This is a genomic window from Peribacillus sp. NPDC097895, assembly GCF_050277555.1.
In the GTDB taxonomy this organism is placed as follows: Bacteria; Bacillota; Bacilli; order Bacillales; family DSM-1321; genus Peribacillus.
Genome location: NZ_JBNNSH010000001.1, coordinates 1,727,341 through 1,751,706 on the forward strand (window position 1 = coordinate 1,727,341; position 24,366 = coordinate 1,751,706).

General features: G+C 37.4%; 20 protein-coding genes and 2 pseudogenes. 15 read left to right on the forward strand and 7 right to left on the reverse strand.

Annotated elements, in window-relative coordinates; translation table 11 throughout:
• Positions 1 to 65: 65 nt before the first annotated feature.
• The 4 genes from ACQKMH_RS08355 (at position 66) to ACQKMH_RS08370 (ending at position 4,956) form a co-directional block, all read left to right on the forward strand.
• Positions 66 to 1,781, forward strand: a complete 1,716-nt coding sequence (locus ACQKMH_RS08355; RefSeq protein WP_427586920.1) for an ABC transporter ATP-binding protein — start codon at positions 66 to 68, stop codon at positions 1,779 to 1,781.
• 254 nt (positions 1,782 to 2,035) lie between these two features.
• Positions 2,036 to 3,127 (forward strand): non-hydrolyzing UDP-N-acetylglucosamine 2-epimerase, encoded by a 1,092-nt coding sequence (wecB, locus tag ACQKMH_RS08360; protein WP_427586921.1) that lies wholly within the window; start codon positions 2,036 to 2,038, stop codon positions 3,125 to 3,127.
• On the forward strand, positions 3,120 to 4,106 hold the full coding sequence (locus ACQKMH_RS08365; protein ID WP_427586922.1) for an SDR family NAD(P)-dependent oxidoreductase: 987 nt from the start codon (positions 3,120 to 3,122) through the stop codon (positions 4,104 to 4,106). The genes wecB and ACQKMH_RS08365 overlap by 8 nt, the downstream gene beginning before the upstream one ends.
• Before the next feature lies 1 nt (position 4,107).
• Positions 4,108 to 4,956 carry a dTDP-4-dehydrorhamnose reductase family protein gene (locus ACQKMH_RS08370; protein ID WP_427586923.1) on the forward strand — a complete coding sequence of 283 codons (849 nt, stop codon included), beginning with the start codon at positions 4,108 to 4,110 and terminating at the stop codon, positions 4,954 to 4,956.
• An 835-nt stretch (positions 4,957 to 5,791) separates the two neighbouring features.
• Here the strand turns inward: ACQKMH_RS08370 and ACQKMH_RS08375 are convergent.
• From ACQKMH_RS08375 to ACQKMH_RS08385, 3 genes are all read right to left on the reverse strand, one after another.
• On the reverse strand, positions 5,792 to 6,706 hold the full coding sequence (locus ACQKMH_RS08375) for an NAD-dependent epimerase/dehydratase family protein (protein WP_427586924.1): 915 nt from the start codon (positions 6,704 to 6,706) through the stop codon (positions 5,792 to 5,794).
• Between the two features lie 131 nt (positions 6,707 to 6,837).
• Positions 6,838 to 8,067, reverse strand: a complete 1,230-nt coding sequence (locus ACQKMH_RS08380; RefSeq protein ID WP_427586925.1) for a glycosyltransferase family 4 protein — start codon at positions 8,065 to 8,067, stop codon at positions 6,838 to 6,840.
• Between the two features lie 241 nt (positions 8,068 to 8,308).
• Positions 8,309 to 8,749: a hypothetical protein gene (locus tag ACQKMH_RS08385; RefSeq protein ID WP_427586926.1), complete on the reverse strand. Its 441-nt coding sequence runs from the start codon at positions 8,747 to 8,749 to the stop codon at positions 8,309 to 8,311.
• Between the two features lie 552 nt (positions 8,750 to 9,301).
• Between ACQKMH_RS08385 and ACQKMH_RS08390 the strand changes: the two genes are divergently transcribed.
• From ACQKMH_RS08390 to ACQKMH_RS08400, 3 genes are all read left to right on the forward strand, one after another.
• Positions 9,302 to 10,204 (forward strand): NAD-dependent epimerase/dehydratase family protein, encoded by a 903-nt coding sequence (locus ACQKMH_RS08390; RefSeq protein ID WP_427586927.1) that lies wholly within the window; start codon positions 9,302 to 9,304, stop codon positions 10,202 to 10,204.
• Positions 10,205 to 10,268: 64 nt separating this feature from the next.
• On the forward strand, positions 10,269 to 10,982 hold the full coding sequence (locus tag ACQKMH_RS08395) for a glycosyltransferase family 2 protein (protein WP_427586928.1): 714 nt from the start codon (positions 10,269 to 10,271) through the stop codon (positions 10,980 to 10,982).
• 38 nt (positions 10,983 to 11,020) lie between these two features.
• Positions 11,021 to 11,740: a sulfotransferase family 2 domain-containing protein gene (locus ACQKMH_RS08400; RefSeq protein ID WP_427586929.1), complete on the forward strand. Its 720-nt coding sequence runs from the start codon at positions 11,021 to 11,023 to the stop codon at positions 11,738 to 11,740.
• A gap of 67 nt (positions 11,741 to 11,807) precedes the next feature.
• Here the strand turns inward: ACQKMH_RS08400 and ACQKMH_RS08405 are convergent, their stop codons facing one another.
• Positions 11,808 to 12,887, reverse strand: coding sequence for a glycosyltransferase family 4 protein (locus ACQKMH_RS08405; RefSeq protein ID WP_427586930.1), 1,080 nt, complete (start codon positions 12,885 to 12,887; stop codon positions 11,808 to 11,810).
• Between the two features lie 228 nt (positions 12,888 to 13,115).
• Between ACQKMH_RS08405 and ACQKMH_RS08410 the strand changes: the two genes are divergently transcribed.
• From ACQKMH_RS08410 to ACQKMH_RS08430, 5 genes and pseudogenes are all read left to right on the forward strand, one after another.
• Positions 13,116 to 13,832 carry a glycosyltransferase family 2 protein gene (locus ACQKMH_RS08410; RefSeq protein ID WP_427586931.1) on the forward strand — a complete coding sequence of 239 codons (717 nt, stop codon included), beginning with the start codon at positions 13,116 to 13,118 and terminating at the stop codon, positions 13,830 to 13,832.
• Between the two features lie 292 nt (positions 13,833 to 14,124).
• Entirely contained in the window at positions 14,125 to 14,985 is an 861-nt protein-coding gene (locus ACQKMH_RS08415; RefSeq protein WP_427586932.1) for a sulfite exporter TauE/SafE family protein, read from the forward strand.
• Between the two features lie 12 nt (positions 14,986 to 14,997).
• Complete coding sequence (gene cysC, locus ACQKMH_RS08420) at positions 14,998 to 15,594, forward strand: adenylyl-sulfate kinase (protein ID WP_427586933.1); 597 nt, start codon at positions 14,998 to 15,000, stop codon at positions 15,592 to 15,594.
• A gap of 68 nt (positions 15,595 to 15,662) precedes the next feature.
• The gene (sat, locus tag ACQKMH_RS08425) at positions 15,663 to 16,841 is read left to right on the forward strand and encodes a sulfate adenylyltransferase (protein WP_427586934.1); all 1,179 of its coding nucleotides are present in this window, start codon (positions 15,663 to 15,665) and stop codon (positions 16,839 to 16,841) included.
• A 245-nt stretch (positions 16,842 to 17,086) separates the two neighbouring features.
• Positions 17,087 to 17,185 (forward strand): annotated as a pseudogene (locus tag ACQKMH_RS08430) (NAD(P)-dependent alcohol dehydrogenase); the annotation flags it as partial.
• 228 nt (positions 17,186 to 17,413) lie between these two features.
• Here ACQKMH_RS08430 and ACQKMH_RS08435 read toward each other — a convergent pair.
• The 3 genes from ACQKMH_RS08435 to ACQKMH_RS08445 are packed head-to-tail and all read right to left on the reverse strand — an operon-like array spanning position 17,414 to position 18,474.
• The gene (locus tag ACQKMH_RS08435) at positions 17,414 to 17,695 is read right to left on the reverse strand and encodes a hypothetical protein (RefSeq protein ID WP_427586936.1); all 282 of its coding nucleotides are present in this window, start codon (positions 17,693 to 17,695) and stop codon (positions 17,414 to 17,416) included.
• Positions 17,696 to 17,705: 10 nt separating this feature from the next.
• Positions 17,706 to 18,095: an SHOCT-like domain-containing protein gene (locus ACQKMH_RS08440; RefSeq protein WP_063236560.1), complete on the reverse strand. Its 390-nt coding sequence runs from the start codon at positions 18,093 to 18,095 to the stop codon at positions 17,706 to 17,708.
• A 13-nt stretch (positions 18,096 to 18,108) separates the two neighbouring features.
• Positions 18,109 to 18,474 carry a DUF2089 domain-containing protein gene (locus tag ACQKMH_RS08445; RefSeq protein ID WP_427586937.1) on the reverse strand — a complete coding sequence of 122 codons (366 nt, stop codon included), beginning with the start codon at positions 18,472 to 18,474 and terminating at the stop codon, positions 18,109 to 18,111.
• 1,113 nt (positions 18,475 to 19,587) lie between these two features.
• Between ACQKMH_RS08445 and ACQKMH_RS08450 the strand changes: the two are divergent.
• From ACQKMH_RS08450 to ACQKMH_RS08460, 3 genes and pseudogenes are all read left to right on the forward strand, one after another.
• Positions 19,588 to 20,072: pseudogene (locus tag ACQKMH_RS08450) on the forward strand (HPP family protein).
• Between the two features lie 560 nt (positions 20,073 to 20,632).
• A complete protein-coding gene (locus tag ACQKMH_RS08455) occupies positions 20,633 to 22,960 on the forward strand; it encodes a helix-turn-helix domain-containing protein (RefSeq protein WP_427586938.1) in 2,328 nt (775 codons plus the stop codon).
• 161 nt (positions 22,961 to 23,121) lie between these two features.
• Complete coding sequence (locus ACQKMH_RS08460; protein ID WP_427586939.1) at positions 23,122 to 24,357, forward strand: MFS transporter; 1,236 nt, start codon at positions 23,122 to 23,124, stop codon at positions 24,355 to 24,357.
• The last annotated feature ends 9 nt before the right edge of the window (positions 24,358 to 24,366 follow it).

The window sequence follows — 24,366 nt, forward strand, 5'->3', positions numbered from 1 at the left end:
ATGCTTGCTGATTATTGAATATACAATTATACTCCTTAATATATGTAAAAAAGGAGAAAAATTTGATGATTCGACGTTTTGCTTCGTATTACCTGCCGCATAAGCGGTTATTCATTATTGACTTCTTCAGTGCAGTGGTTGTTGCTGTACTTGAACTGGCATTCCCGCTAGCCGTTCAGTGGTTTATAGATACACTGCTTCCTGGCGATGATTGGCCTGCAATTGTATCAGTAAGTGCCGGTTTATTACTTCTTTATATCATTAGTACCTTGTTACAGTTCATTGTAGGGTACTGGGGTCACAAATTGGGTATCAATATTGAGACTGATATGCGTGAGGAATTATTTGAACATGTGCAAAAACAATCTTTTCGTTTTTTTGATAACACGAAAACCGGCCATATCATGAGCCGGATCACCAATGATCTGTTCGATATAGGGGAACTTGCTCACCATGGGCCCGAAGATGTATTTATTGCCTTCATGACTTTTATAGGCGCGTTTTGGATTATGTTGACAATCAATGTGAAACTGGCACTCATCTCTGTTTGTATATTACCGTTCCTCGTTTTGATAATTGTCATAAGTAATTTAAAGATGAATAAAGCCTGGAAGCAAATGTATACCGAAGTTGCGGATGTAAATGCCCGTGTGGAAGACAGCGTCTCAGGAGTGAGGGTTGTACAATCCTTTACTAATGAAACATACGAAATGGACCGATTTACCGCGAATAATCGCAGATTCCGTAAAGCGAAACTCCTTGGATATAAGGTAATGTCCTTTAGTCTATCAGGCATCTACATGATGACAAGGTTTATGACCCTTGCCGTATTGGTGATGGGAGCTTGGCTAACCTTTCATGGGCAGCTTTCATATGGAGAACTAGTTGCATTCGTTTTATATGTTAACGTCTTATTTAAGCCAGTTGACAAGATCAGTGCGCTGATGGAACTCTATCCGAAAGGAATGGCTGGTTTTAAACGTTTTACAGAACTTTTGGATGTAGCGCCTGATGTCGTGGATAAAAAGGATGCAATCGCGGTCACTTCCCTTTTGGGGGATATTTCCTTTAAAGACGTTTCTTTTAAATATGAAGACAAAAAAAACGTTTTAAAAGGAATTGACCTGAATATTAAAGCTGGTGAAACCGTCGCTTTTGTGGGGCCATCAGGAGCAGGCAAAACGACCATATGTTCATTGATCCCGCGATTTTATGATGTTAATTCCGGCTCAATTTCCATTGATGGAATTGATATTCGGGAGATGACGAAAAAGTCGCTGCGGTCACAAATTGGCATTGTTCAGCAAGATGTGTTTCTTTTTACAGGCACTTTAAAAGAGAACATTGCTTACGGAATGCTTGATGCAACGGATGAACAAATTTCTGAAGCTGCAAGAAAAGCCCATTTGGAGACTTTCATTGAAGGACTTCCGGATGGCTATGAAACACAAATAGGTGAACGTGGTTTGAAATTATCGGGAGGACAGAAACAAAGAATTGCAATAGCGAGGATGTTCTTGAAGAACCCGCCAATATTAATTCTCGATGAAGCCACCTCTGCACTCGATACTGAGACGGAAAGAATCATTCAGCAGGCTCTTACTGAACTTGCTGAAAACAGAACTACATTGATCATCGCACACCGATTGGCGACTATTCGAAACGCTGACAAAATCATAGTTGTTACGGAAGAAGGAATTGCCGAAGAGGGACGTCACGATGACTTACTCAAGCAGGGAGGCATCTTTGCCAATCTGCATCAATTACAATTCCAAAAATGATAAAAAGCTATATGTCCTCACAAGGATATATAGCTTTTTTAATAGACTGATATGGAGTTCAATCAATAATGATTTCAGGAAAAAAGTCTATAACTGTGTCTAGGACAGGGTCGTAAGCGCAGGCTATAAAGGCGGTTATTTGTTTAAATAGACCGAAATCTAATAGGTTAGCCTATATCAACAGGATTGGCAGTGCATACAATAAAGGGTAGACGGAGAGGCCATATACCAGAAAAGAATAAGGAGTGCAAATCGTGAAAGTAATGACCATTTTAGGGACCCGACCTGAAATCATCAGATTAAGTCTCATAATAAAGAAATTGGATCAGTACGCTGATTCACATATTCTAGTACACACTGGACAAAATTTCACTACATCCTTAAGCGAAATATTCTTCCAACAGCTACAGGTAAGGAAACCTGATTATGTCTTGCTGAATCAACAAAAAACCCTAGGAGAACAGTTAGCGGCCATTTTCATGAATTTAGAAACCATCCTGTTAAATGAAAAGCCGGACAAAGTATTAGTGTTAGGGGATACGAACTCCGGGCTTAGCTCCATCCTGGCAGAAAGACTGGGGATCCCGGTCATTCATATGGAAGCGGGAAACCGTTGCTTTGACCTGGAAGTGCCAGAAGAAAAAAATCGCCGGATCATTGATGCTGTTTCAAGCTTGAATTTACCTTACACTCCACAAAGTAAGGAGAATCTTTTGAATGAAGGTATCCCAAGTAAAAGAATCTATTTATCGGGGAACCCAATTTACGAAGTTTTGAACCATTTCAACAATGAGATTGAGCAAAGTGTCATTTTGGATAAATTGAATCTGGATAAGGAGGATTATTTCCTCGTTACGGCCCATCGTGCTGAAAATGTAGACTATGAAGACCGTTTGCTGGAAATTATGAAGGGCATTAATTTAGTAGCCGAAACCTATCAAAAAAGAATCATTTGCAGTTTACATCCCCGGACAAAATCCCGCATTGAACTCAGTCCCAATTTAGATGTACATCCACTGATAGAATTCCATGAACCCTTTGGTTTCTTCGACTTTGTAAAGCTTGAAAAAAACGCTTTTTGTGTACTGACCGATAGTGGAACCGTCCAAGAAGAATGTTGCTTGTTCCATGTACCTGCCGTTACAATTCGAAAAACTACGGAACGGCCTGAAACGATTGAGTCGGGCAGCAATATGTTATCGGGAATTGATGCAAAACAAATCGTCAATTGTGTAAACATTATGGTTAACCAGCAAAAAGACTGGACTTTTCCAGAAGGCTACGACCATAGAAACGTTTCGGATAAAGTGCTTAAAATAATACTGGGAGGCCATGAAATTGATTAAGAATCGAACAATCTTGGTAACAGGCGGTACAGGCTCATGGGGTTATGAATTGGTTAGACAGCTATTAGAATATGAACCAAGCGAAATCCGTATTTTTTCAAGGAATGAGTCCAATCAATTCACAATGAAACAGGAGTTTGATAATAATCCGAAATTGCATTTCATTATCGGTGACGTAAAAGAGAAGGAAGCTTTATTGGAAGCATGCCAAGGTGTTGATTATATCTTTCATTTGGCAGCGTTAAAGCATGTACCTGTTTGTGAGGACCAACCCATTGAAGCATTAAAAACAAATGTGACTGGAACACAGAATGTCATAGAAGCAGCCATTAGCTGTAATGTTCATTCAGTTATAAATATTTCTACAGACAAGGCTTCAAATCCATCCAATTTTTATGGCCTTTCAAAAGCGATGGCAGAAAGGCTGATCATTCACGCTAATACATTAAACACGAAAACTAGGTTTGTATGTATCCGCGGCGGAAACGTTTTGGGAACTAATGGAAGTGTCATTCATGTATTCAAAAAGCAAATCAAAGAAAAGGGAAAAATCGGTATAACGGACTTAAATATGACGAGATTCTTTCTAACCATTCAAGAAGCGATAAAATTGGTGTTCAAGGCAACATTTGAAAGTGTCGGCGGAGAAATATTCGTGATGAAAATGCCTTCCTGTAAGATTATTGACCTAGCCGAAGTGTTGATAGAAGCATCCAATAAAGTAGATGTGGAAGTGGATGTCCTAGGCATCCGTCCAGGTGAAAAACTCCATGAAATCCTTCTTTCAGAATACGAAAGCACAACGGCAATTGCCTATGATGATGAATATTATGTTATACTGCCAGCCATTCACATAGAGGGTATAAAGGAGCATTATTCCAAATACCAGTCTGTTAGTTTGGAAGACTACAACTCTGGCACAGGACTAATGGAAAAAGCCCAAATTAAGGAAATGTTAAAGAAAGGGGGCTTCATTTAACATGAAGGTACTAGTCCTTGGTGGACAAGGGATGGCAGGCCATGTAATAAAGGACTATTTCACAGGGGACCCCAAGTATCAGGTTAGCTATACATCAAGGGATCGGAATGATAAAAAGGGTTTATATTTGGATGTAACCGATTTAACGGGTCTTGAGGAAATTATGGACAAAGTAAAACCCGACGTTACGATAAATTGTATTGGCATTTTAAATGATCATGCAAATGATAATACGAAACTCGCTTTTCAGGTAAACAGTGTTTTTCCCCACCAGCTTGTTAAATTGACAGAACGTAATAATGGAAAATTGATCCATATAAGTACAGATTGTGTATTTTCGGGTAATAAAGGAGATTATACCGAGGATGATATTCCTGACAGTTCGACCATTTATGGTCAATCCAAACATTTGGGGGAAATTATTAGTGAAAAACATTTGACAATACGCACCTCCATAATTGGCCCGGAGCTAAAAGAAGATGGAATTGGTTTATTCCTTTGGTTCATGAAGCAAAAGGGAGAAATAAAAGGATACGAAAAAGTGCTATGGAATGGTGTAACGACTCTCGAGCTGGCTAAGGCACTGGACACGATGATCCAAAAGAACATTACTGGGTTATATCATCTGGGTGCAGATGAAAAAATATCAAAAGCGGCCCTATTAAAATTGATGCAGCAAACCTTTAAGAAAACGGATGTGGAAATCATTCCAGATTCAATAATCAAACTGGATCGATCCATAAAAAATACAAGAAATGATTTTCAATACAAAATGCCTACTTACGAAAAAATGTTAGTGGAATTAAGAGATTGGATGAAAAAGCAGGAAGAAAATAGAAGAATTCGCTAAATGAATCATGATGAAAACGATTTGTATGGAGTCTGGAAGAACAAAACCACCTAAGTTTCTGGTGGGGCAGGCAAACAAACCATTGAAGACTAAAAAACGAGATATACTTATTTTTTTGTAATGTAAAGATCTCTTCGTGTAAGAAACTTCCTTTCGCATAGAAGTATTCAGTCAAGAAAAGTTACATCCAAAGAAATGTGAAAGGCTAGTTACCTTCCGAGGAGTCTTTTTCCTGAATGAACAACTAGTATTAATGGTCAAATACTTTGAGGGGCTAATAGTATATTACATAATAAGTTCCATATTGAAAAAGAAAAAATAGTAGCATCATTTTTGGCTTTTACTTCATAGAAGAATCTTTGGCTAGAGGAGATTGTAAACTAGTAATCTGTCAAGAGAATTGTAAGCGTTATTCTATTTAGCGGGCTGCCTTATGATTGATGGGGTAACTCACTTGGAAGGAATAATAAATGGACAATTAAACTTGTCCAAACTTAGGGGCATCATCGTTTAATGAATCCTTTCTAGATGCTTGCCCGTTCAATACTGCTAATAATCTCCCGAAACAAAGGTATTCGGGAGATTATCAGGATAAAAACACAGCGTCTTTTTTTATCCGGTTTTATTTATGAACTGTTCCTGCGGTATAAAGTGTAAAGTCAGAAACGATACACTTTCATTCAATGAATAATTAACTTAACTCCAGATAAAAAGTCTCCTCATTCACTCCACAGATCAGTAAATGGATAAATTGAAAATGTAAAGTAAGGGATTAAATATCCTGAAAATTGGTGGTTTTAGTGAGGGCGGACATATATGTGGATTATCGATTGAACTATTTTTTAGTTGAGAAAGAATACGTTTCGGATAACCCTTGGAAAATATCGGTCTTTGGATACCAATTCAGCGATTGCCGTGCTTTCCTGTTATCAAGGCAGCTGTGTTTAATATCTCCTGTTCTTGCGGCAGAATGGACCGTATCCACCTTGGAGCCATGAATTTGTGTTAGCATTTTCAATAGGTGATTTACAGATGTTTTCTGTGCAGTGCTGACCTGGATTGTTTCTTGGTTTCCTCGATTCACTGAAGCGATATTTGCATGTACGATATCTTTCACATATATGAAATCACGGGTTTGTTCACCATCACCGTGAATGCTTAGAGGCATTCCTTTTTTGAGTTTTTCTAAAAAGACTGCAACGACTCCGCCTTCGCCTTTTGCTGTTTGTCTAGGCCCATAAACGTTTCCATACCGGAGAATTGTATACGGAAGCCCATAAAGTTGATGAAATAAACGGATATATGATTCGGCAGTTAATTTTGATAAACCATAATAAGAAATGGGTCCTGTCAGGTCATTTTCGGAAATCAAGTCTTTTTGTAAATTACCATAAACACCGGAGGTAGAAGAAAAGATCAGCTTCCTTACAGATGATTCATGACATGCCTTGAGAATGTTAATTGTTCCGTTGATATTAACATCGGCATCATATTGAGGTTCGAGAATGGAGCGGCTCACATCCGCCTGTGCAGCCAAATGGAAAACAACATCAGGCTTTTCCTTAACAATGATTTGTCCAGCTGTCTCACTACATATATCTTCAGTATGGATGATGGCATTGGGATGTACATAGTCCGTGTATCCAGATATCATGTTATCCAATACATGTACCTCGGCACCATTTGAGATAAGTTCTTCAACGAGATGGGAACCTATGAACCCAGCCCCTCCAGTCACGATAGCCTTCATACATCATACTCCTTTTATATGTTTTTATTATTGTATGTTATATGAATAATAATGGTTTAAGCAGTTACCTAGCATTCTCTAAAAAGAGGAGGAAGAAAGAAGCTGACAACATGGAAAGTGGCAGTATCATATTAGTTACTTCTTTTTTTGGAAAGGGCACTTTCATATACACTTAGCACTTTTTGAACGGCTTTATCAGGGGACCAATGATCAATACCCCATTTTTTGGCATTTAATCCAAGGTTTTTCATGTATGATTCATGCTCCAATAAGTAATTAATATGGGTTGTTAACATTTGTTCATCCCCGGCAGGTGATAATACACCCGTAACTCCATGTTCAATGATTTCAGGAACTCCTCCCACATCACTGGCAATGACGGCCTTTCCAGTAATTTGTGCTTCTATTACTGATAAAGGCTGATTTTCCATCAAGGTTGGCAGAACGAAAATATCCGAAATGGATAACAAATAAGGAATATCATCCCGTCTTCCCAAAAAGATCACGTCAGTTTCCAGCCCCATGGCCTTGCTTTTACTTTTCAATTCCTTTTCCTGGGGACCGTCCCCAATTATCCAACAAACCCAATCATTTCTGGTTTCCTTTAATTGCATAAGTGCGCCTATTAAATGGTGCACTCCTTTAAACTCATTCAATCGACCTGTATAAATAATCACTTTTTTATCGGCTGGGCGTTGAATATCGGATTTTTCGTCCACTCGCTTCAGGAAGGATTCGATATCATATCCATAATGAAAAACACTTAGTTGTTCTTTCGGAACTTTAAATTCTTCTGTTAAAATATTTCTCATCCATTCATTGGCTACAATCGTATGATCAGCTGAAGTCGCGCCATCAAATTCAAATTGATTAAAATAATGACGCCCTTTTTTTGCGATGCTTTTTTTTTGCGTTTTGGAGGTGTAATACGCGTTCTTAAGCTCGTGGGCAACACAACCATGAAGGGTGGCGACTAGAGCAGTCTTTTCGGATCTTATTCTGTTAATGCAGACGGTGGAAAAAATATCTTGTGTATGAATGACATCATATTTTTCCAACCCTAAATGTTTGGCTCCTAGCTGGAAAAAATTACATCGTGTTTCGTAATAGTGGATCACTGGGTCTCCATGAGTGGGGGCATTATGTTGCTCCATCAATATGGAAATTTCCTCAGGCGGCAGTGCATCTCTATATATCCTGCGATTTTCGTTAATGATATGAACATATTCATGGTCTTCACCATAGCTTAGGAAATCGACCTCATGACCTAAAGTTTCAAGCTTTTCCTTTAATTGCTGCATATAGTTCCATACACCGCCCACATGTGGCGTTACCCAAAAAGTGGCAAGTAATATTTTCACGGTAATCTCTCCTTCATTCATACTTTCGATTATCCATTTTAAGTTATCTCTTTATAATTATTCGGGGGAAATTTGATGTACTAGACGAATCACATGATTTTATGTAGCTTATTTCTAAGACATCCTAGTTTTTTTAATATCGATCTCATTAAAAAAAAGCAAGTACTTGTCCAACAAAAAAGTACTCGCCATTATAAAACTTGAGATTCTATATTCATTGCCATTCAATCAAGGGACGTAATCAATTGGAATAGGCAGCTGCGAAAAAGCTTTCGGGGCCAGTACGAGTTGGTGCAATGACAGTTCCGCCAGGTATACTGATGAACGATTGATAAGTTAAAAAGTTATTTGGGGAGGGTGGATTAAAGTCCGCACCTGCTAAGGTGACTATCGTTTCGGAGGCAACTCCTAAACCTGCAACAGGTAATGTTTGTTGTCCTGAATAGACAAGTACCCTGCCTGGGCCTGTCCCCCTATAAACTTCAATGTTAATCGGAGTTAATATGGCAGCTATAGAGCTTAGAGTTGCGGTGAAAGTGAATTCTACCCGAATATTCGGTCCAGCACTCGTAGTGTTAAGGCCCAATGTGCCGAAGAGTGCCGATGTAGTGGTAACTGGTATCGAGATGGAGTCCCTATAACTGGCATTCTGTGAAATTTGTGCATCTAAAAATGTTCCCAAATTGTAACACCTCTTTTTTTTGGAATACTCTAACATATTAATGCGATGAGGATTTTGTATTGACAAGTTATCCATTTTATAAAAAATAGTTAATACAAAAATCGCTTGCTTTTTCTCTTCATTAATCTTTATCTATATAAGCATCTCGTTCGACCCGGCATTTTGCCACGTTACATATAACGTCCTGAAATAAACAACATCCTTACATACCCGTGGGAAACGAGCACTCGCACCATTTAAAGCATCCAAAGACTCGCGATAGGAATCTAGGAGATTAAGCGAAACATCGTTCAAACATAAGTAAATGGAAAGGGCCCTTTTAACAGTAGATGTGAGAGAAGCCCATAGCAACAAGGGGGAATAAGACATAATGTAATAGAGAGTCTGTGTTTTGGTGAAAGATGAAATATATGAGGATTAAAGAGGTTTGATGGTGTCAGGGTTTGGATGAGGTCAGTATAATCCGAAGTGACTTTATTGAATGTAACACCTTGTAACGTATGAGTTGATGATAATGGTTATTAATATAAATAACGATTGGATGAGAAATCAATGAATCAACGAAGTAAATTAATCATCACTGGGGCTAGTGGGTTTACGGGCCAGCATGCATGCGAACACTTCCTGAAATCAGGATATGATATAACCGCCGTTTCAAGAAAAAAGATGAATATCGAAGGTAAGATACAAGCAGAATGTTGTGATCTGACTAATAGAAACGATGTAAACAACCTCATCAAAAGAGCCAAACCTCAATACCTTCTTCATTTAGCTGGACAAAACCACGTTGGGGAATCATGGTCGGAACCCGTTTCAACCCTTGAGGCAAATGCGATGTCCACTGCATACTTAATCGATGCCATTCGTAAAGAAAGTCCAACCTGTAAAATCGTGATAGTTGGATCAGCTCTTCAAATTGATCCTAGTTCCATCTCCTCAATACCCCATCCTTATAGTTTAAGTAAAACACTTCAAGTACTTATAGCACAATCATGGGCAGTTTTATATAAATTGGACATCATCATTGCAAAACCATCCAATCTAATTGGACCTGGAATATCCAATGGAGTTTGTTCTATTTTTGCACAAAAAATCGCCAATATGGAAAAAAACGGAACGGAAAAGGTGCTTGAAGTCGATAATCCGAATGTTCAACGTGATTTTCTGGACGTAAGAGATGCAGTGAGAGCATATGACCTTCTTTTGAAAAGGGGGAAGCCTGGCGAAACGTATGATGTTGCTTCTGGCAATAATCGATCCCTGGGAGAAATCATTGAAGGATTTAGGGCAGTAACGACAGATGAAATAAAGGTGAAATCACAACGAAATGATTTAATCGAAAATAGTAGAGCCATTGCTCCGATTAAGCTAATGAACTTAGGGTGGAAGCCAAGTATCCCACTTGAATCATCTTTAATGGACATCCTTGCCTTTCATCGAGGATTAAAGGAATAGTGAATAAAACAAATGAAAGTAGTTGGATGAATCCTTTTTATAAAATGTTTTTAGGAGGTAGAAGATGGAGCCGAAAGTATCAATCATCATTCCCTTTTATAATTGTTCCTATATAGATCATGCCATTCAAAGTGCGCTTGATCAAACCTATAAGAATATAGAGGTAATTGTTGTGGATGACGGATCAACAACTTTCAATGAAAAAATCCAGCCGTTCTTGGAGAAGATCCGTTACTTAAAAAAAGAGAACGGAGGAACTGCTACAGCATTGAATCATGGGATACAGGCTGCTACGGGGGAATATGTCGCTTGGTTAAGCTCAGATGATTTTTTTCTACCTGAAAAGTTGTCCAAGCAAATTTCGTTCATGCTCGATCATGATGCAAATGTGAGTTTTACGAATTTTGATAGTATCGACAAAAATGATGAAGTCATTCTTTCTTGGACCGGAGAACGCTTTTCTGATATTGAAAACGGAGTGTATCATGCTTTTTTACTTCGTAATGCGGTGAATGGCTGTACTGTGGTATTGAAAAAAGACGTATTCGATGAGGTGGGTTATTTTAATCCATATCATCGGTATACACATGATTATGAAATGTGGCTTCGCTTATTGGTAAATGGCTTTAAGATGTATTATTTAGATGAAGTCTTAACAAAATTCAGGATACACGAAGAATCGGGTACAAGCAGGTTCCAACCCGAAATGTTAGAAGATATCCTCACGATTGAAACCCATTACCGACCACTTCTTAAAAAAAATCTGGAGAATTTATAAAGCACGCTTTTTATGACATGAAATGGAGGAAATCATCTATGTCCGAATATCATCTGGATATTTTTATGCATATTCCCAAAACAGGGGGAATGACTTTAAATGAAATATTTAAAAAACAATACAAGCTTAGTGAAATATATGATCATGACTCTTTCCAAAAGAAGATGATGAATATGGACGAATTAACGGAAGTGGAAAAGAGGAATATCAAAGCGATTACAGGACATTATTTTTATGGAATACATCAGGAGTTTTCACGGCCCTTCAATTATTTTACGATGTTGCGTGACCCGGTAGACCGTGTCATATCATCCTATTATTTTTTGAGGGATTATCCAGGATATGAAATGGTAAAAGACATGACTTTGGAGGAGTTTGTAGTCAAAGGTCCTGAAGCACCTAATTTACAAACATTAATGGTATGCGGCAGCCAGGAAATTCCTGACATTGAAATAGCCAAAGAAAACCTAAAGACATTTTCAGTGGTTGGAGTCACCGAATTGTTCAATGAAACACTTTTTTGCCTTAAAAAGGAATATGCTTGGGGAGATATTCATTATACTAGAAAAAATATAACTAAAAATCGTTTGGCAAAAGATGAAGTGCCATCAGATTTAATAAATTTAATTAAGAAATATAACGCATTGGATATAGAACTATATGATTTGGCTAAACAACTTCTTAATGATAAACTTCAATCACTTACAGAAGATGAACAAAATCAATTGAAAAAGTTCAACCTGGAACAAAGCTTATAAAACTAGTTCCCTAGTTTAACTCTACCCTTTAAGACAGCCGGAATGCGAAAATTCCGGCTGTTTCTTGTTATTCAGAGTGAATTCCTAAGGATTCAAGCATATTGATGAAATTTCGAGCATACAAATCAGGACTAAAATTAGTCTTTACATGCTCAAGGGCATTCGATCGGATACTTTCTCTTAAGGTCTGGTTATTCATTAATTCCTTTGCCTCTTTGACGGCATTATCGAGGTTTCCTAACGTGTAAAACTTTCCAGTTTGATTATGAATGATTGAGCTCCTTACACCATCGGAATCCGTCGTCAGCACAGGGCATCTACAACTCATCGCTTCTAGGAGTGCGTAAGGGGCTCCTTCCACTTTGGAAGTGGAACATAAAAAGCCTCCGGAATCGCCAATTATGGAAAAATAATCTGCCATTTGGGAATTTGGAACATTGGAGTGTAAAGTGAGCTTTGTGCTTAAACGTAATCGGTTTATTAATTTATAAAATTTCATTCTCTCTTCAGGGTCACTTAACGTGGGATCCTCGAACATAAGTAATTGTATTTTAGGATTATGATTGTTTATGAGTTGATAACCTATTTTGAGGAATTCACTCCAATTTTTGTTATCCTCGATTCTTCCTATCCAGGCAACTTTTCTAAAGCCATCTAATGGTAATGGTTTGTAAGAGAACTTATTTGTATCAAAACAATTATTAAAACTGAATGTTGGGAACGAAGGGTAAAGTTCATCTAATAATTGCATGATGTGCGGAGTTTTTGGGTTAAGAAATCCATCAGCATGGGCATTGACATGGCGGATGGCATGAGTAAATACCTCTCTTGCAACATTTTTCGGCCCGTATCCCTGAATTTCTATAATCATTTTTCCTTTATAACCCAGAGACCTGAATCTTGGTAGTGCTTGGAAATCTGAAACGACAACGATAGCGGAATAATCTCCATCTTTTAATATTTTTTTGATTTCAGCATCATCGTTCGTTATAAATGTTGGCGCCCCGTGGTCATTCAAGAAACTTCTTCTATTATCATAATAAAGAAAATGTGCATGGATACCATGTTCTTTAAGAGCTTTAAATCGTTGTCGATTTAATGTTTCAACTCCACCACTTGGAACATAAAAAACAAATAATATATTCATTTTTCCCCTCCTTTTTGAATGGGTGTGACAAAAAGCCTTGTAATATACGTATGATTCTCATTTGGGATTTATAGCCAATTTGGGGAATGACCCAAATGGGAATAGAACATATCTTATAGAGTGTGCCGTAAATATAAAGAATGAAAATGAATCATCACTATTTATACGCATTGATAGACAAGAAGTGCATGGAAGGAAAGCGTAAATACTTGAAAGGGCGGTTCAAATATGTCAAAAGTATCAATTGTTGTTCCATTCTATAATTGTCCATACATTGATAAAGCATTGGAAAGTTTAATCAACCAAACCTACAAGAATATTGAAATTATCGTAGTCGATGACGGCTCTACATTATATTCAGAAAAAATCGAACCGTATCTAGATAAAATTTTGTACATCAAAAAGGAAAATGGGGGAACGGCAAGTGCCTTGAATACCGGTATTGAACATGCAAGAGGTGACTATTTATGTTGGCTTAGTTCGGATGATATCTTTTACGCTGAAAAAACGGAAGTCCAGTTGGACGTAATGAAAAGGAATAATGCCCAATTTAGTTATACTAGCTATTATTGCATGGATGAAAATGGAGAAATCATTACTCCGATTATAGGGATCGACCCACCTAATCAACTTGAACTTATTAAAGCAATGATCAGAGGAAATATAATTAATGGCTGTTCGGTCATGATTCAGCGGAAAGTATTTGATCTCATCGGAGTTTTTGATGAAAAGCTTCTGTACACACACGATTATGATTTATGGCTGCGAGTCCTGCAAAATTTCAAATTATACTTTGTGCCTCAACCTCTATTACTTTATAGAATTCATACACAAATGGGCTCTATAAGGCATGAAGGAAGTGTCAAAATCGAAAATAGGCTTGTGGTTAATCGACATCATGCCAAAATGAAACAATTATTGGTAAATGAACTTAAGAAACAGTAGATGATTTGATGGAAGTGAGGGTCCTTGTTATTTAACAGGGCCCTTTTTTAGTTGACTGAAGGGTTGTTTTTCTTCATCAGGCCTAGGAAGTGGACCGTTGAATTTTCCAACTCCATAAATGAGTCTATAACATCCAAAGCGTTCTTTGCATATCTTATAGAAATCATACAATTACCAGATCTATAGGGGATTGTCACCAACCAATTTGAAAAAGCATTTGTTAGGACATTTTGATAACCGACGTCGGACGAGCATCAATTGTCTTACAAAAAGAACAAGCTAGGAGGAGAAAATGAGAAAGCTCATTATATTCGCGTTTATCGGATTTCTGGCTCAACTGATCGATGGTTCATTAGGTATGGCATATGGGGTAACATCAACATCGATGCTGCTGACATTCGGAATCGCCCCAGCAGTGGCATCTGCATCCGTTCATCTGGCAGAAGTTGTGACAACGGCGGCATCTGGTATTTCTCATATAAAGTTCGGGAATGTCGATCGCCAAGCACTTTTCAAATTAATCATCCCTGGATCTATTGGTGCATTTGCAGGAGCGTGTTTTTTAAGTAATTTACCGGGTGATTTAATAAAGCCATATATTTCACTATTTTTGCTGATCCTTGGGGTGTATGTCCTTTTTCGCTTTTTAATGACGACTAAGACGAAAAGGGAAAAGAAATCAATTAATCTTTCAAGAAAGAAATCAATAATATTGGGATTAATAGCGGGTTTCTCAGATGCAACGGGCGGGGGAGGATGGGGACCCATCACAACTCCAGTCCTATTATCACAAAAAGGTGTTCCTGTCAGAAAAGTGGTTGGGACAGTTGATACAAGTGAGTTTGCTATAGCCATTTCCGCAACCTTAGGGTTTCTCCTTGCGTTAGGTTGGCAGGAGGTAAACTGGTTTTGGGTAATCTCCCTGATGGTGGGTGGAATTATCGCTGCTCCCATTGCGGCTTGGATCGTTACGAAATTGCCATCATATTTATTGGGTGTCCTTGTAGGGGGTTTTATCATATTGACGAATGCTAGAACGTTGATTATCACATCGACCATTCAAGATTTTTGGGCCCCTATCATTTATATGCTGATATTGATCGGGTGGGCTGTTTCTTTAATCTTTGTCATCCGTAACAACAAAAGCGAATAAAGGGGAGATAGTGTGAGTCAGCAAGAGAATATTCATCAACATTCATTTTCTATTACAAAAGAACTTAGGCAAGCTCTGCATGGACATAAAAGCTATATTCTTTGGTTTACAGGCTTATCTGGGTCAGGTAAGTCTACAATTGCGAATATGGTTGAGAGTAGACTTCATGATATGGGAATTTCAACATATATTTTAGATGGAGATAATTTACGCAATGGCTTAAATGAAGACCTTGGTTTCAGCTCGGATGACCGTAAAGAGAATATAAGGAGAATTGGGGAAGTCTCCAAGATTTTTGTTGATGGCGGAATTGTCGTATTGGCCACTTTCATCTCGCCTTATGCCAGTGACAGGGAGAATGTCAGGAAAAAGGTACAAAAGGATGAATTTATTGAGATTTATGTAAAGTGTCCCATTGAAGCCTGCGAAAAACGAGATCCAAAAGGATTGTACAAGAAAGCTAGAATAGGGGAAATCACCCACTTCACAGGCGTTTCCGCTCCTTATGAAGAACCGGAAAATCCGGAGATACTTATAGAAACCAGTCAATATACCATTGAGGAATGTGTGCAGCAGGTTATGAACTATTTAAAGGATAATGGCCTTTGACATGCACATATCCGAATTTGAAAAGGAGAATATAAAACAAACCATATCTAATGAATGAGGGGTTATGAATGAAGGTTCAAAGAACCAGTATCGATCCACATGGCGGGAAACTGATTCAACGTGAATTATCAGGAAATGACCGTGAAGAATATTTGGAAAAGTGTAAAAGCTTATCGTCCCTGACCATCTTGAAATGGAATGTTTCCGATCTGGAAATGATTTCAAACGGAGGGTTCAGTCCGCTTGTAGGATTCATGGGTAAAGAGGACTACCGAAGCGTCATCAAAGATATGCATCTGGCAAATGGCTTGCCATGGACAATACCGATCACTCTTCCTGTCACGAAGGAAGAGGCAAGTCGGCTGAACATTGGGGAAGAAGTAGCTTTATACAGTGAGGAAGGGGAACTTATTGGTATCATACAGGTTGAGGAGACTTTTGAATACGATAAACGGGTGGAAGCCGAACTCGTATATAAAACAGTCGATTCCAATCATCCTGGGGTTAAAAAGCTGTTTGAACAAGGGGATATATATGTTGCTGGCCCAATATATTTAATAAATAGGTCATCACATGGGCCATTCGATGAATTTCATATGACGCCTTCCGAAACGAGAAAGAAGTTCACGGATTTAGGGTGGAATACTGTTGTCGGATTTCAAACAAGGAACCCTGTACATCGGGCTCATGAATACTTGCAAAAAACAGCATTGGAAACCGTTGATGGACTATTATTGCATCCTCTTGTCGGTGAAACGAAAAAAGATGATATACCCGCGGATGTTCGGATGGAAAGCTATCAAGCCTTACTAAAAGCCTACTACCCGTTGGATAGGGTCTTACTGGCGATATACCCAGCGGCAATGCGCTATGCAGGACCAAGGGAAGCTGTATTTCATGCAATTGTACGAAAGAATTATGGGTGCACCCATTTTATTGTCGGCCGAGATCATGCGGGTGTAGGCGATTATTATGGCACATATGATGCCCAAGAAATCTTTAGCCAGTTTGATCCGCTGAAAATAGTCATAAAACCACTGTTCTTTGAACATAGCTTTTACTGCAAAAAATGTTTGAACATGGCTTCCATGAAAACATGCCCTCATAAAGATGAAGATAGGTTTATATTAAGCGGGACCAAAGTCAGGGAAATGCTCCGGAGTGGTCTTATCCCTCCCCTTGAGTTTACGCGTCCTGAAGTGGCTGAGGTTCTTATTAGAGGCATGAAGTCAAATGAAGGCGAGTAAGCTATTGTAAGACGTTTAAAGCGATTATTCAAAAGTTGATCTTTTCTTGGATAGGATCCGGAACTATGCAATGAAATTGCAAAACAAAACATTCTAGAATACTTGTTAACTTCATTCCTATTAAAAATGGCGGACACTTTCATTGCGATGGCCAGAATTGTTTATTCTTAATTTACTGACGGAGCAGGTTTGTTTAAGGATAATAGAAGATTCGTAGTTATTACGTGACGAATTGAGGAGGATTAATGAAAGCAATCGTGTACACAAAGTACGGTCCCCCCGAGGTTCTACAACTGAAAGAATTGGAAAAACCTACTCCCAAGGAAAATGAAATACTGGTAAAATTTTTTTAACGTATTGTTAGATTTTTTTAGTATAGTGAAGTATCTTACATCAAAAATTAAACAACTATATTTTTAATCCCGTCCTAAATTTAGAACGGGGTTATGCTTGTTTGAGCTTTTAAAATTAAATAACTTTATTGTCTTTTTACAATTTTCTCGGTAGAGTAAGCGAGAAATTAGGCTTTTTCTTCAAAATGCCAGTCAGTGGTCGGTGTAGACTATAATAAATTATAGTCTAACCTTAACCTCAGTACCGTCCTTAGCTTTGACATCTACTAGCACGATCCCCTTATAAATTTTCAGTTCCTTGACGATAGGCTTAAGCGTTTTTTTGTCTATTAGTGGAATGGTAAAGTCCAGTTTTTTTCTTTCGAAGTGCTCTTTTGTCCATTTGTTTGCATTTTGCTGAATGAATTTTGAAGACAAAATTGAAATAACAATGTTTAAAATAGCATACGGAATTGGGATGGTAAACCGAACGCCTTTCGCTTTCACTTTTACATGCATCATAAGCAAATCACTAATCAATGATGACCGAAACGGTATCTCCGTTTGCTGATTTAATATCAACAATTTGGCCATCTAATTCGTTTTCGATTGCTTCAATAATAAGGCTTATGTCTATATCTTTAACGTATTTTTCCGATTGAGGAATACTCGCTGCGATGCTATGTCCAGCCACTAATACTGCCTTGACAAGTTTTATAGGCAAATTGACCGTGACGTTATCATTTTCGGCTGATACAACACGAACTTTTAATGTTTTATCTAAATATTTAGTAGGTTTTTCAAGAAGCTTATTACCTGTTTCTTCTTTCTCTTTTAATATTTGAATCAGTTCTGATCCCTTATCTGCATCAATCTTCCCTTCTTGAACCATTGTTAACACTCTTGTAATTTCCTCTTTCATGATAAATTCCTCCCTATTCCTCTTTTAAGAGCTTAATGGCTTCTTCTGGTGTGATTTCGCCATTTTCCAACATGGTGACAATTTTTTTCTCGTTTACTTCATTTTTTTTCTTCTGCACATATCCAAGAGATGAAATGATGTCTGTTAGCTTGCCTCGAACAGTGGGATACGAAATGCCCAGCTCCTTTTCAACTTCTTTGATATTCCCCCTGCATGTTAAAAATACTTCCACAAAATGAAGCTGATCCTTTGATAAGGATGCCAGCTTAGATAATTCAAACTCATTTTCAATCGTAGTGTGACAATGAGAGCACTGCAACTTTGTAATTTTCAATGTTTTACTGCAGACAGGACACTCTGTGATTACTTTATAAGCCATAATGGAATGCAATTCCTCCCTTTTAGTTGACTCGATTATATAACAAGTAATTAAAAATATAAATAGTAAAATTAATTTTTGAAATTAAAAAATCAATAATATTAATTTGTTATTTAATATTATTGATTTTCCGTTTTAATTATTCATTCAATTATAATATATATTTACCATAATGGTTGAAATTGTTGACATTCCTCTTGGGGAAATTACCCAGTTGCATAATGAGCACGATTACTTAGTCTTTGAGATGCTTGATTAATAACCATGGATATTTGATATTAATATTCCAACTATGTTGATTCAGCAGTCGTTGGCATTGATGTATCATTTAATGATTTAGAACTTGAACTTACGGGTTGATTAATCTCCGATTATGCAGTTATTTGAGGACATAGTCTTTATTTTAGTTATTCCAGAATAGGGCGCTATTGTTGAATAAAACTTAGACTTTTAAACGACTTTATTGATATATTTTTAAGTACAGTGAAATATCTTATATCGAAATTTAAACAACAATACTTTAACCCCGTCCTAAATTTAAAACGGGGTTATGCTTGTTTTAGGTATTAAAATTAAATACTTTTTGCGCATCAAAAGGTTTATATTATGTGCAAACTTGATTTACAAATACAGATCAAGTAAAGCAAATTATTACGAATTTTTCAAACGATTTTGATGAGAAACGTAGAATTAAATGGTGAATTGAAAGGGAAGGATCGCATTATTGCAATGGTGCTTTTTTTGACCGAATAACATACGCTAAGCAAATCCGAGCTTTCCATCGTTTCCTATTATTTAAGGTCTCGCCACACAACGATTTATAATGGATACTCGCAAAGGAAATTGATAGGTTCACAGACATAAGGGGAGATGGTTATCTGTTTTATGGGAAAATTCAGGATGAAGGAGTGTAAAATCCTCATTTCAAAAAAAAGAAAATTCAGATATATATATTTAAATATTCATTGTTTTCCTGTAAGATAACCATATATAAAATTCCCTGTCGACTTACTTAGAAACCATGAGGATAACATAATTATGGATTTTGAAAAAAGTTTTGAAAAAAATTGGAGTAATCAAAAAAACATAGATTTAACAGCGCATTTACAGAAAATGAAGGGAGAAGCTAGAGAAAAAGACAGGATTGATTATGTAGATTCCTTTGTTTCAGCTATAGGTGGGCTCATAGCTATTATTATAATTAGTTTTATAGCTGTCTATATAGGATATCCTATGGCATTAGCACCTCTTGGGGCGAGCTGTGTCATTGTTTTTTGTGCCATAAAAGTCTCTTGTCTCAACCTCGTAATGTTATTGGAGGATATATAATCTCCACTACTTCAGCACTTATCATTTGGAGCATCTTTGGTAAAAGCCTATTCATAATCGGTCTGGTATTGGCTATTGTACTAATTATCATGACTTTTACAAAAACTGTTCATCCTCCAGCAGCAGCAAGTGCCATTGTTTCTATCAATTCTCAAGCTGGGAGGGGATTCCTGATTTCGATTGTAATAGGAACCTTTTTATTAGTTTTTATATCAATGATTTATAATAATTTATTTCAAAAAAGGCAATATCCAAAACACTGGTTATGAAAAATTCACAACATATGTTATCTAAAAAGGTGCTATTATTTGTAAATGTTTACAGCTCCATCCCCATTGTTGTAACATCTTTAATTCAATAAGGGAGGTTACTGCGGCTTTTTCCTACTAATAAAATTGGCAGCCTAAATCCGTGACCGTGACGTAACCACGACCATTCGAAAAGAATCAAACAACAATTATATCGAAACATCTGCTTATCCGTTTATTAGGTGGACTTGAAAGGGTTTAGAAGGTAAAGAAATTAAAAAGAGATAGCAAACGTAAACAATAAAGATCGTGAACGTTCTCTGTTGAGATGTCTTCCATTGCCGCATTAGTAAACCTGGGGCTTGAAACTTACTTAAAATTGAAAGTTATTTATTTTTTCGCTAGCTGTTGGAGAACTTATAGGGACAAAGATCTTTGTATTTCCAAAGAATAAGTCCAATTGGAATCTCGTTACATAATAAAACACACTTACCATGATATTACATAATAATAGCGTTTAATAACGATTTGCTAAAGTTTGATGGGCAGTGGTAAAATCCCAGTAAAAAAGGTGAATGTTCATGTCTGAACCAGTAATCGAAGATTCTTATCAAATCAGTTTGCAAAATATTCGCCATCACTCACAGCATATCCATTTAGGAATTGAAATCCTTTTCGTTATCCGAGGAGAAATTGAGGTTATGGTCAATCAAGATTCCTACACATTGGCGGAAAATGATCTTTTGCTTATTAATGCGAATGATGTTCATACCGTTAAGGGTCATGAGGACAATGTAGTCTTATTGTTGCAAATTCCCCTTCGTTCCATCGAGCAGCATTATCAGGATATTCATATGTGTTATTTCGACTGCCATTCAACCAAAGTGGATAATGGGTTATACCTTCTTATTGATCAAATCCGTCAACTCCTGGCTGAAATTTTGATTGCATATTACCAAAAACAGGATGGGAGCGAACTTGAAATCAACAGCTTGATTTACAAGTTAGTAACACTCCTGATTAGAAATTTTAAAACCACACATCTCGGGCAGAATCGATTTATTGAAATGAAGGATGAAAGAATTAGGGACATCCTTACTTTTATTGAAAAAAATTATCGCAAACCGATGTCATTTGAAGAGATAGCCAAGCGGCAATATCTATCCTTATACTATTTGTCCCGTTATTTTAAGCAGGCAGTAGGTGTAAGTTTTTCACAATATGTAAAACAAATCCGGTTAAAGTCAGCTGTACATGAGCTGTTATATACGGATCATAACATTATGAAAGTATCGTTAAATAATGGTTTTCCAAATGTGAAAGCCTTTAACAAAGCTTTTAAGGAAATGTACAATCAAACACCTGCCGAATATCGTGGTCTACATAAAAAAGAACCTTTAGATTTACAGGAAGTAAATAAAATAAGCGATCAATATACATTGGTGAAATCGCCACAATTTTTAATTGAATTGAGCAAGTATATTTCGTCAAAGGACCGAAGTGATTCGGTGAAAGAACCGGGGGGGTCGGCGGTAAAAATCAACCTGCCGCAAGAGCCTGTTCTTGTACGGGATAAACCGCAGCGATTACTAGTGATTGGACAGCTGGACTATGCCTTAAATGAAGAAGTCCAAGCAGAATTAAAGCTTATCCAGGAGCATCTCGATTTTGAATATGCCTATTTCACGAACCTATTTTCGCCCACTTTTACGACAGTGGACCCACTTTTGCAAATAGGAGGGCCGTATTATAAGATTGATGCGTTATTTAACGAGTTTCGAAGGCTGGGTTTAGTTCCATTCATTAGCGTGGAGATTGAAAAGGAAGTCGAAAGCGTCCCTGATTATTTAAAGATGTTAGATGAATTTTTAAAGCATGCTGTCAATTTTTTTGGCGATAACTTTGTAGGAAAGTGGCATTTTGAATTGGTTTTCTCTGAGTGGAAAGAAACATCCCGCACCTTTTATCAAGAATATTTTCAAACTGTGAAAAAAAGGGCTTCCACCGCAAAAGTCGGGGTTCATCTGCCATTTTCCTTAGAAAATGGATTATCAGTCCCTGTTACTGAATTTTTAAAGCAAATGTCGGATCAATTTGACCTGGTTTGCTTTAGCTGCAATCCTAATGAACAAGTTGACTTTACCGATATGGATAACAGTTCCTTTAAGGGAGTAAAAGATTATATAAAAAAATCGTGTATCGAATTAAAAGCAAAGCTTTCGTCAGCGGGGTTGGCTGGCACACCCATTTACCTGACAAATTGGAATACACTTTACGGTAATACAGTAAATTTAAGTGGATCTTTTTTTCGTTCAGCCCTCATTTTTAAAGACATGCTGGATGTTATAAAAGAGATTTCCGGTTTGGGATTTTGGGTTGATACCCATTCATTGGAAAAAAATAATATGGATAATGAAAATATTGCAATGAATGGAATTGCCCTGCTTTATTATTATCAAATAAAGCGTCCGGCGTTTTTTAACTTACAATTAATTGCAAAAATTGGCCTGCAGATTTTAGCCGAAGGTGAGGACTTTGTGCTGACGAAGGGGAAACAAGGGTACCAATTAGCCATTTATAACAATTCCTATGTTAATCCTACTTATTCTGTCGAAAGTTTCTTTTTGCGCTCCTTGACAAAGGAAAAGCAAATCATGATTTCAGGGCTGCCTTCTGGCACATATCAAATTCGCAAATACATTCTCGATAGAAATAACGGTGCTTTTTACTTTGACTGGCTCAATCTCAATCAGCAGTACCTCTATGATCAAGAAATCATTACGTTTCTCAAGCAACGAGCCTATCCAGATTTACAAATCTATGAGGAGAACATTGACTCGGAGCTCTTTTTACAATCTACATTAACGTTAAATGCCATTCATCTCTTCGAAATTAGGCCATTAGGTTAAAACTTAATGGTCTTTTTTTGTTGTTTGGTTAAGCCAAGTAATGAAAAAGGGCAAAAGTAGGGTATGTTTTCGACAATGAATGGAATGTTTTCAATACTTAAAAAATTTATAATTAGGTCAAGAAAGCGATTACATAAATAATATTTCGGAGGTAGCCTTTTATGTCTGTTTCTCAAGGAACGATTAAGAAGCAAAGCGAAGCAAAAATTTCGGTATCAAAGGAGAAAAATACCGGTGGAGTTTTGTTGACTACAGCTTTAATGGCTGGTTATTCCATGATTTACATGGACAAAAACATGATTTCTACTGCCATTATCCCGATTGCAGAACAATTCCATCTAACAACAAGTCAAACCGGTTTGATAATGAGTTTATTTTTCCTGGGCTATTCGTTAATGCAGATACCTGGGGGATGGCTCGCGGATAAGATTGGATACAAAAAGGTACTCATGCTTTCGCTTTCGCTTATTACAATATTTTCATTCGCATTTGGCCTTGCTGGAAGTTTATTGATGTTCATTTTGATTCGTTTCTTGGCTGGTATTGGCCATGCAGGCTACCCTCCAAGCTGTTCAAAAGGAATCGCCGAAAATTTTCCGAAAGAAAGACGAACTTTTGTTCAATCGCTCATTTTGTCAACGAGTGGAATTGGCGGAATTTTGGCTTTTGTGATTGGGGCAAGGCTGATTGACTTAAATTGGCACTATGCCTACTATGCTCTGGGGACATTCTTTGCCATCTCGTTCTTTTTGGTTGCATTTTTGGTACCTAATACCATCCCAACTGCCAAAACGAAGACTGAAAAGAAGCAAGTTAGTTTTAAATCGGTGATTTCTAATCGTAATGTAATCGTATTATTCGTTGCTATGCTGCTTGCGAATGTGGCTTTTTATGGAAATATGTCATGGCTGCCAACTTTCTTAAAAACAAAATTTTCACTTTCCATCAGTACGGTTGGGGTCATCCTTGCAGTGAACGCTATCGGAGGAACACTAGCCTCCATATTTGCAGGTGTATTATTGACGAAATATTTTGCCAATAAAGAAAAAGTCCTGCTTATGGGCTGTTCAGTCCTTTCTTCCTTGTTGTTTCTTGGTTTAGTATTTTCAGATTCATTGGCCCTTTCCATTGCTTTCCTATATGTGCTTACATTTTTACTGACCACGATCTTTGTGGGGATTTTCTCTTGGCCGCACAAGATATTGCCTGAGAAAGTAATTGGGTCATCAATTGGGATTGTCAATACGGGTGGAACGCTTGGTGGTTTTATTGCTCCAATGGCATTCGGTGCTTTAATTACGATTGCTGGTGGATCGTTTTCAATCGTATTTATCACCTTGGCAATAGCCATAGTGATATGCGGTCTAGTGGCACTTACCGTTAAAACAGAAAAATAATAGGAGGGA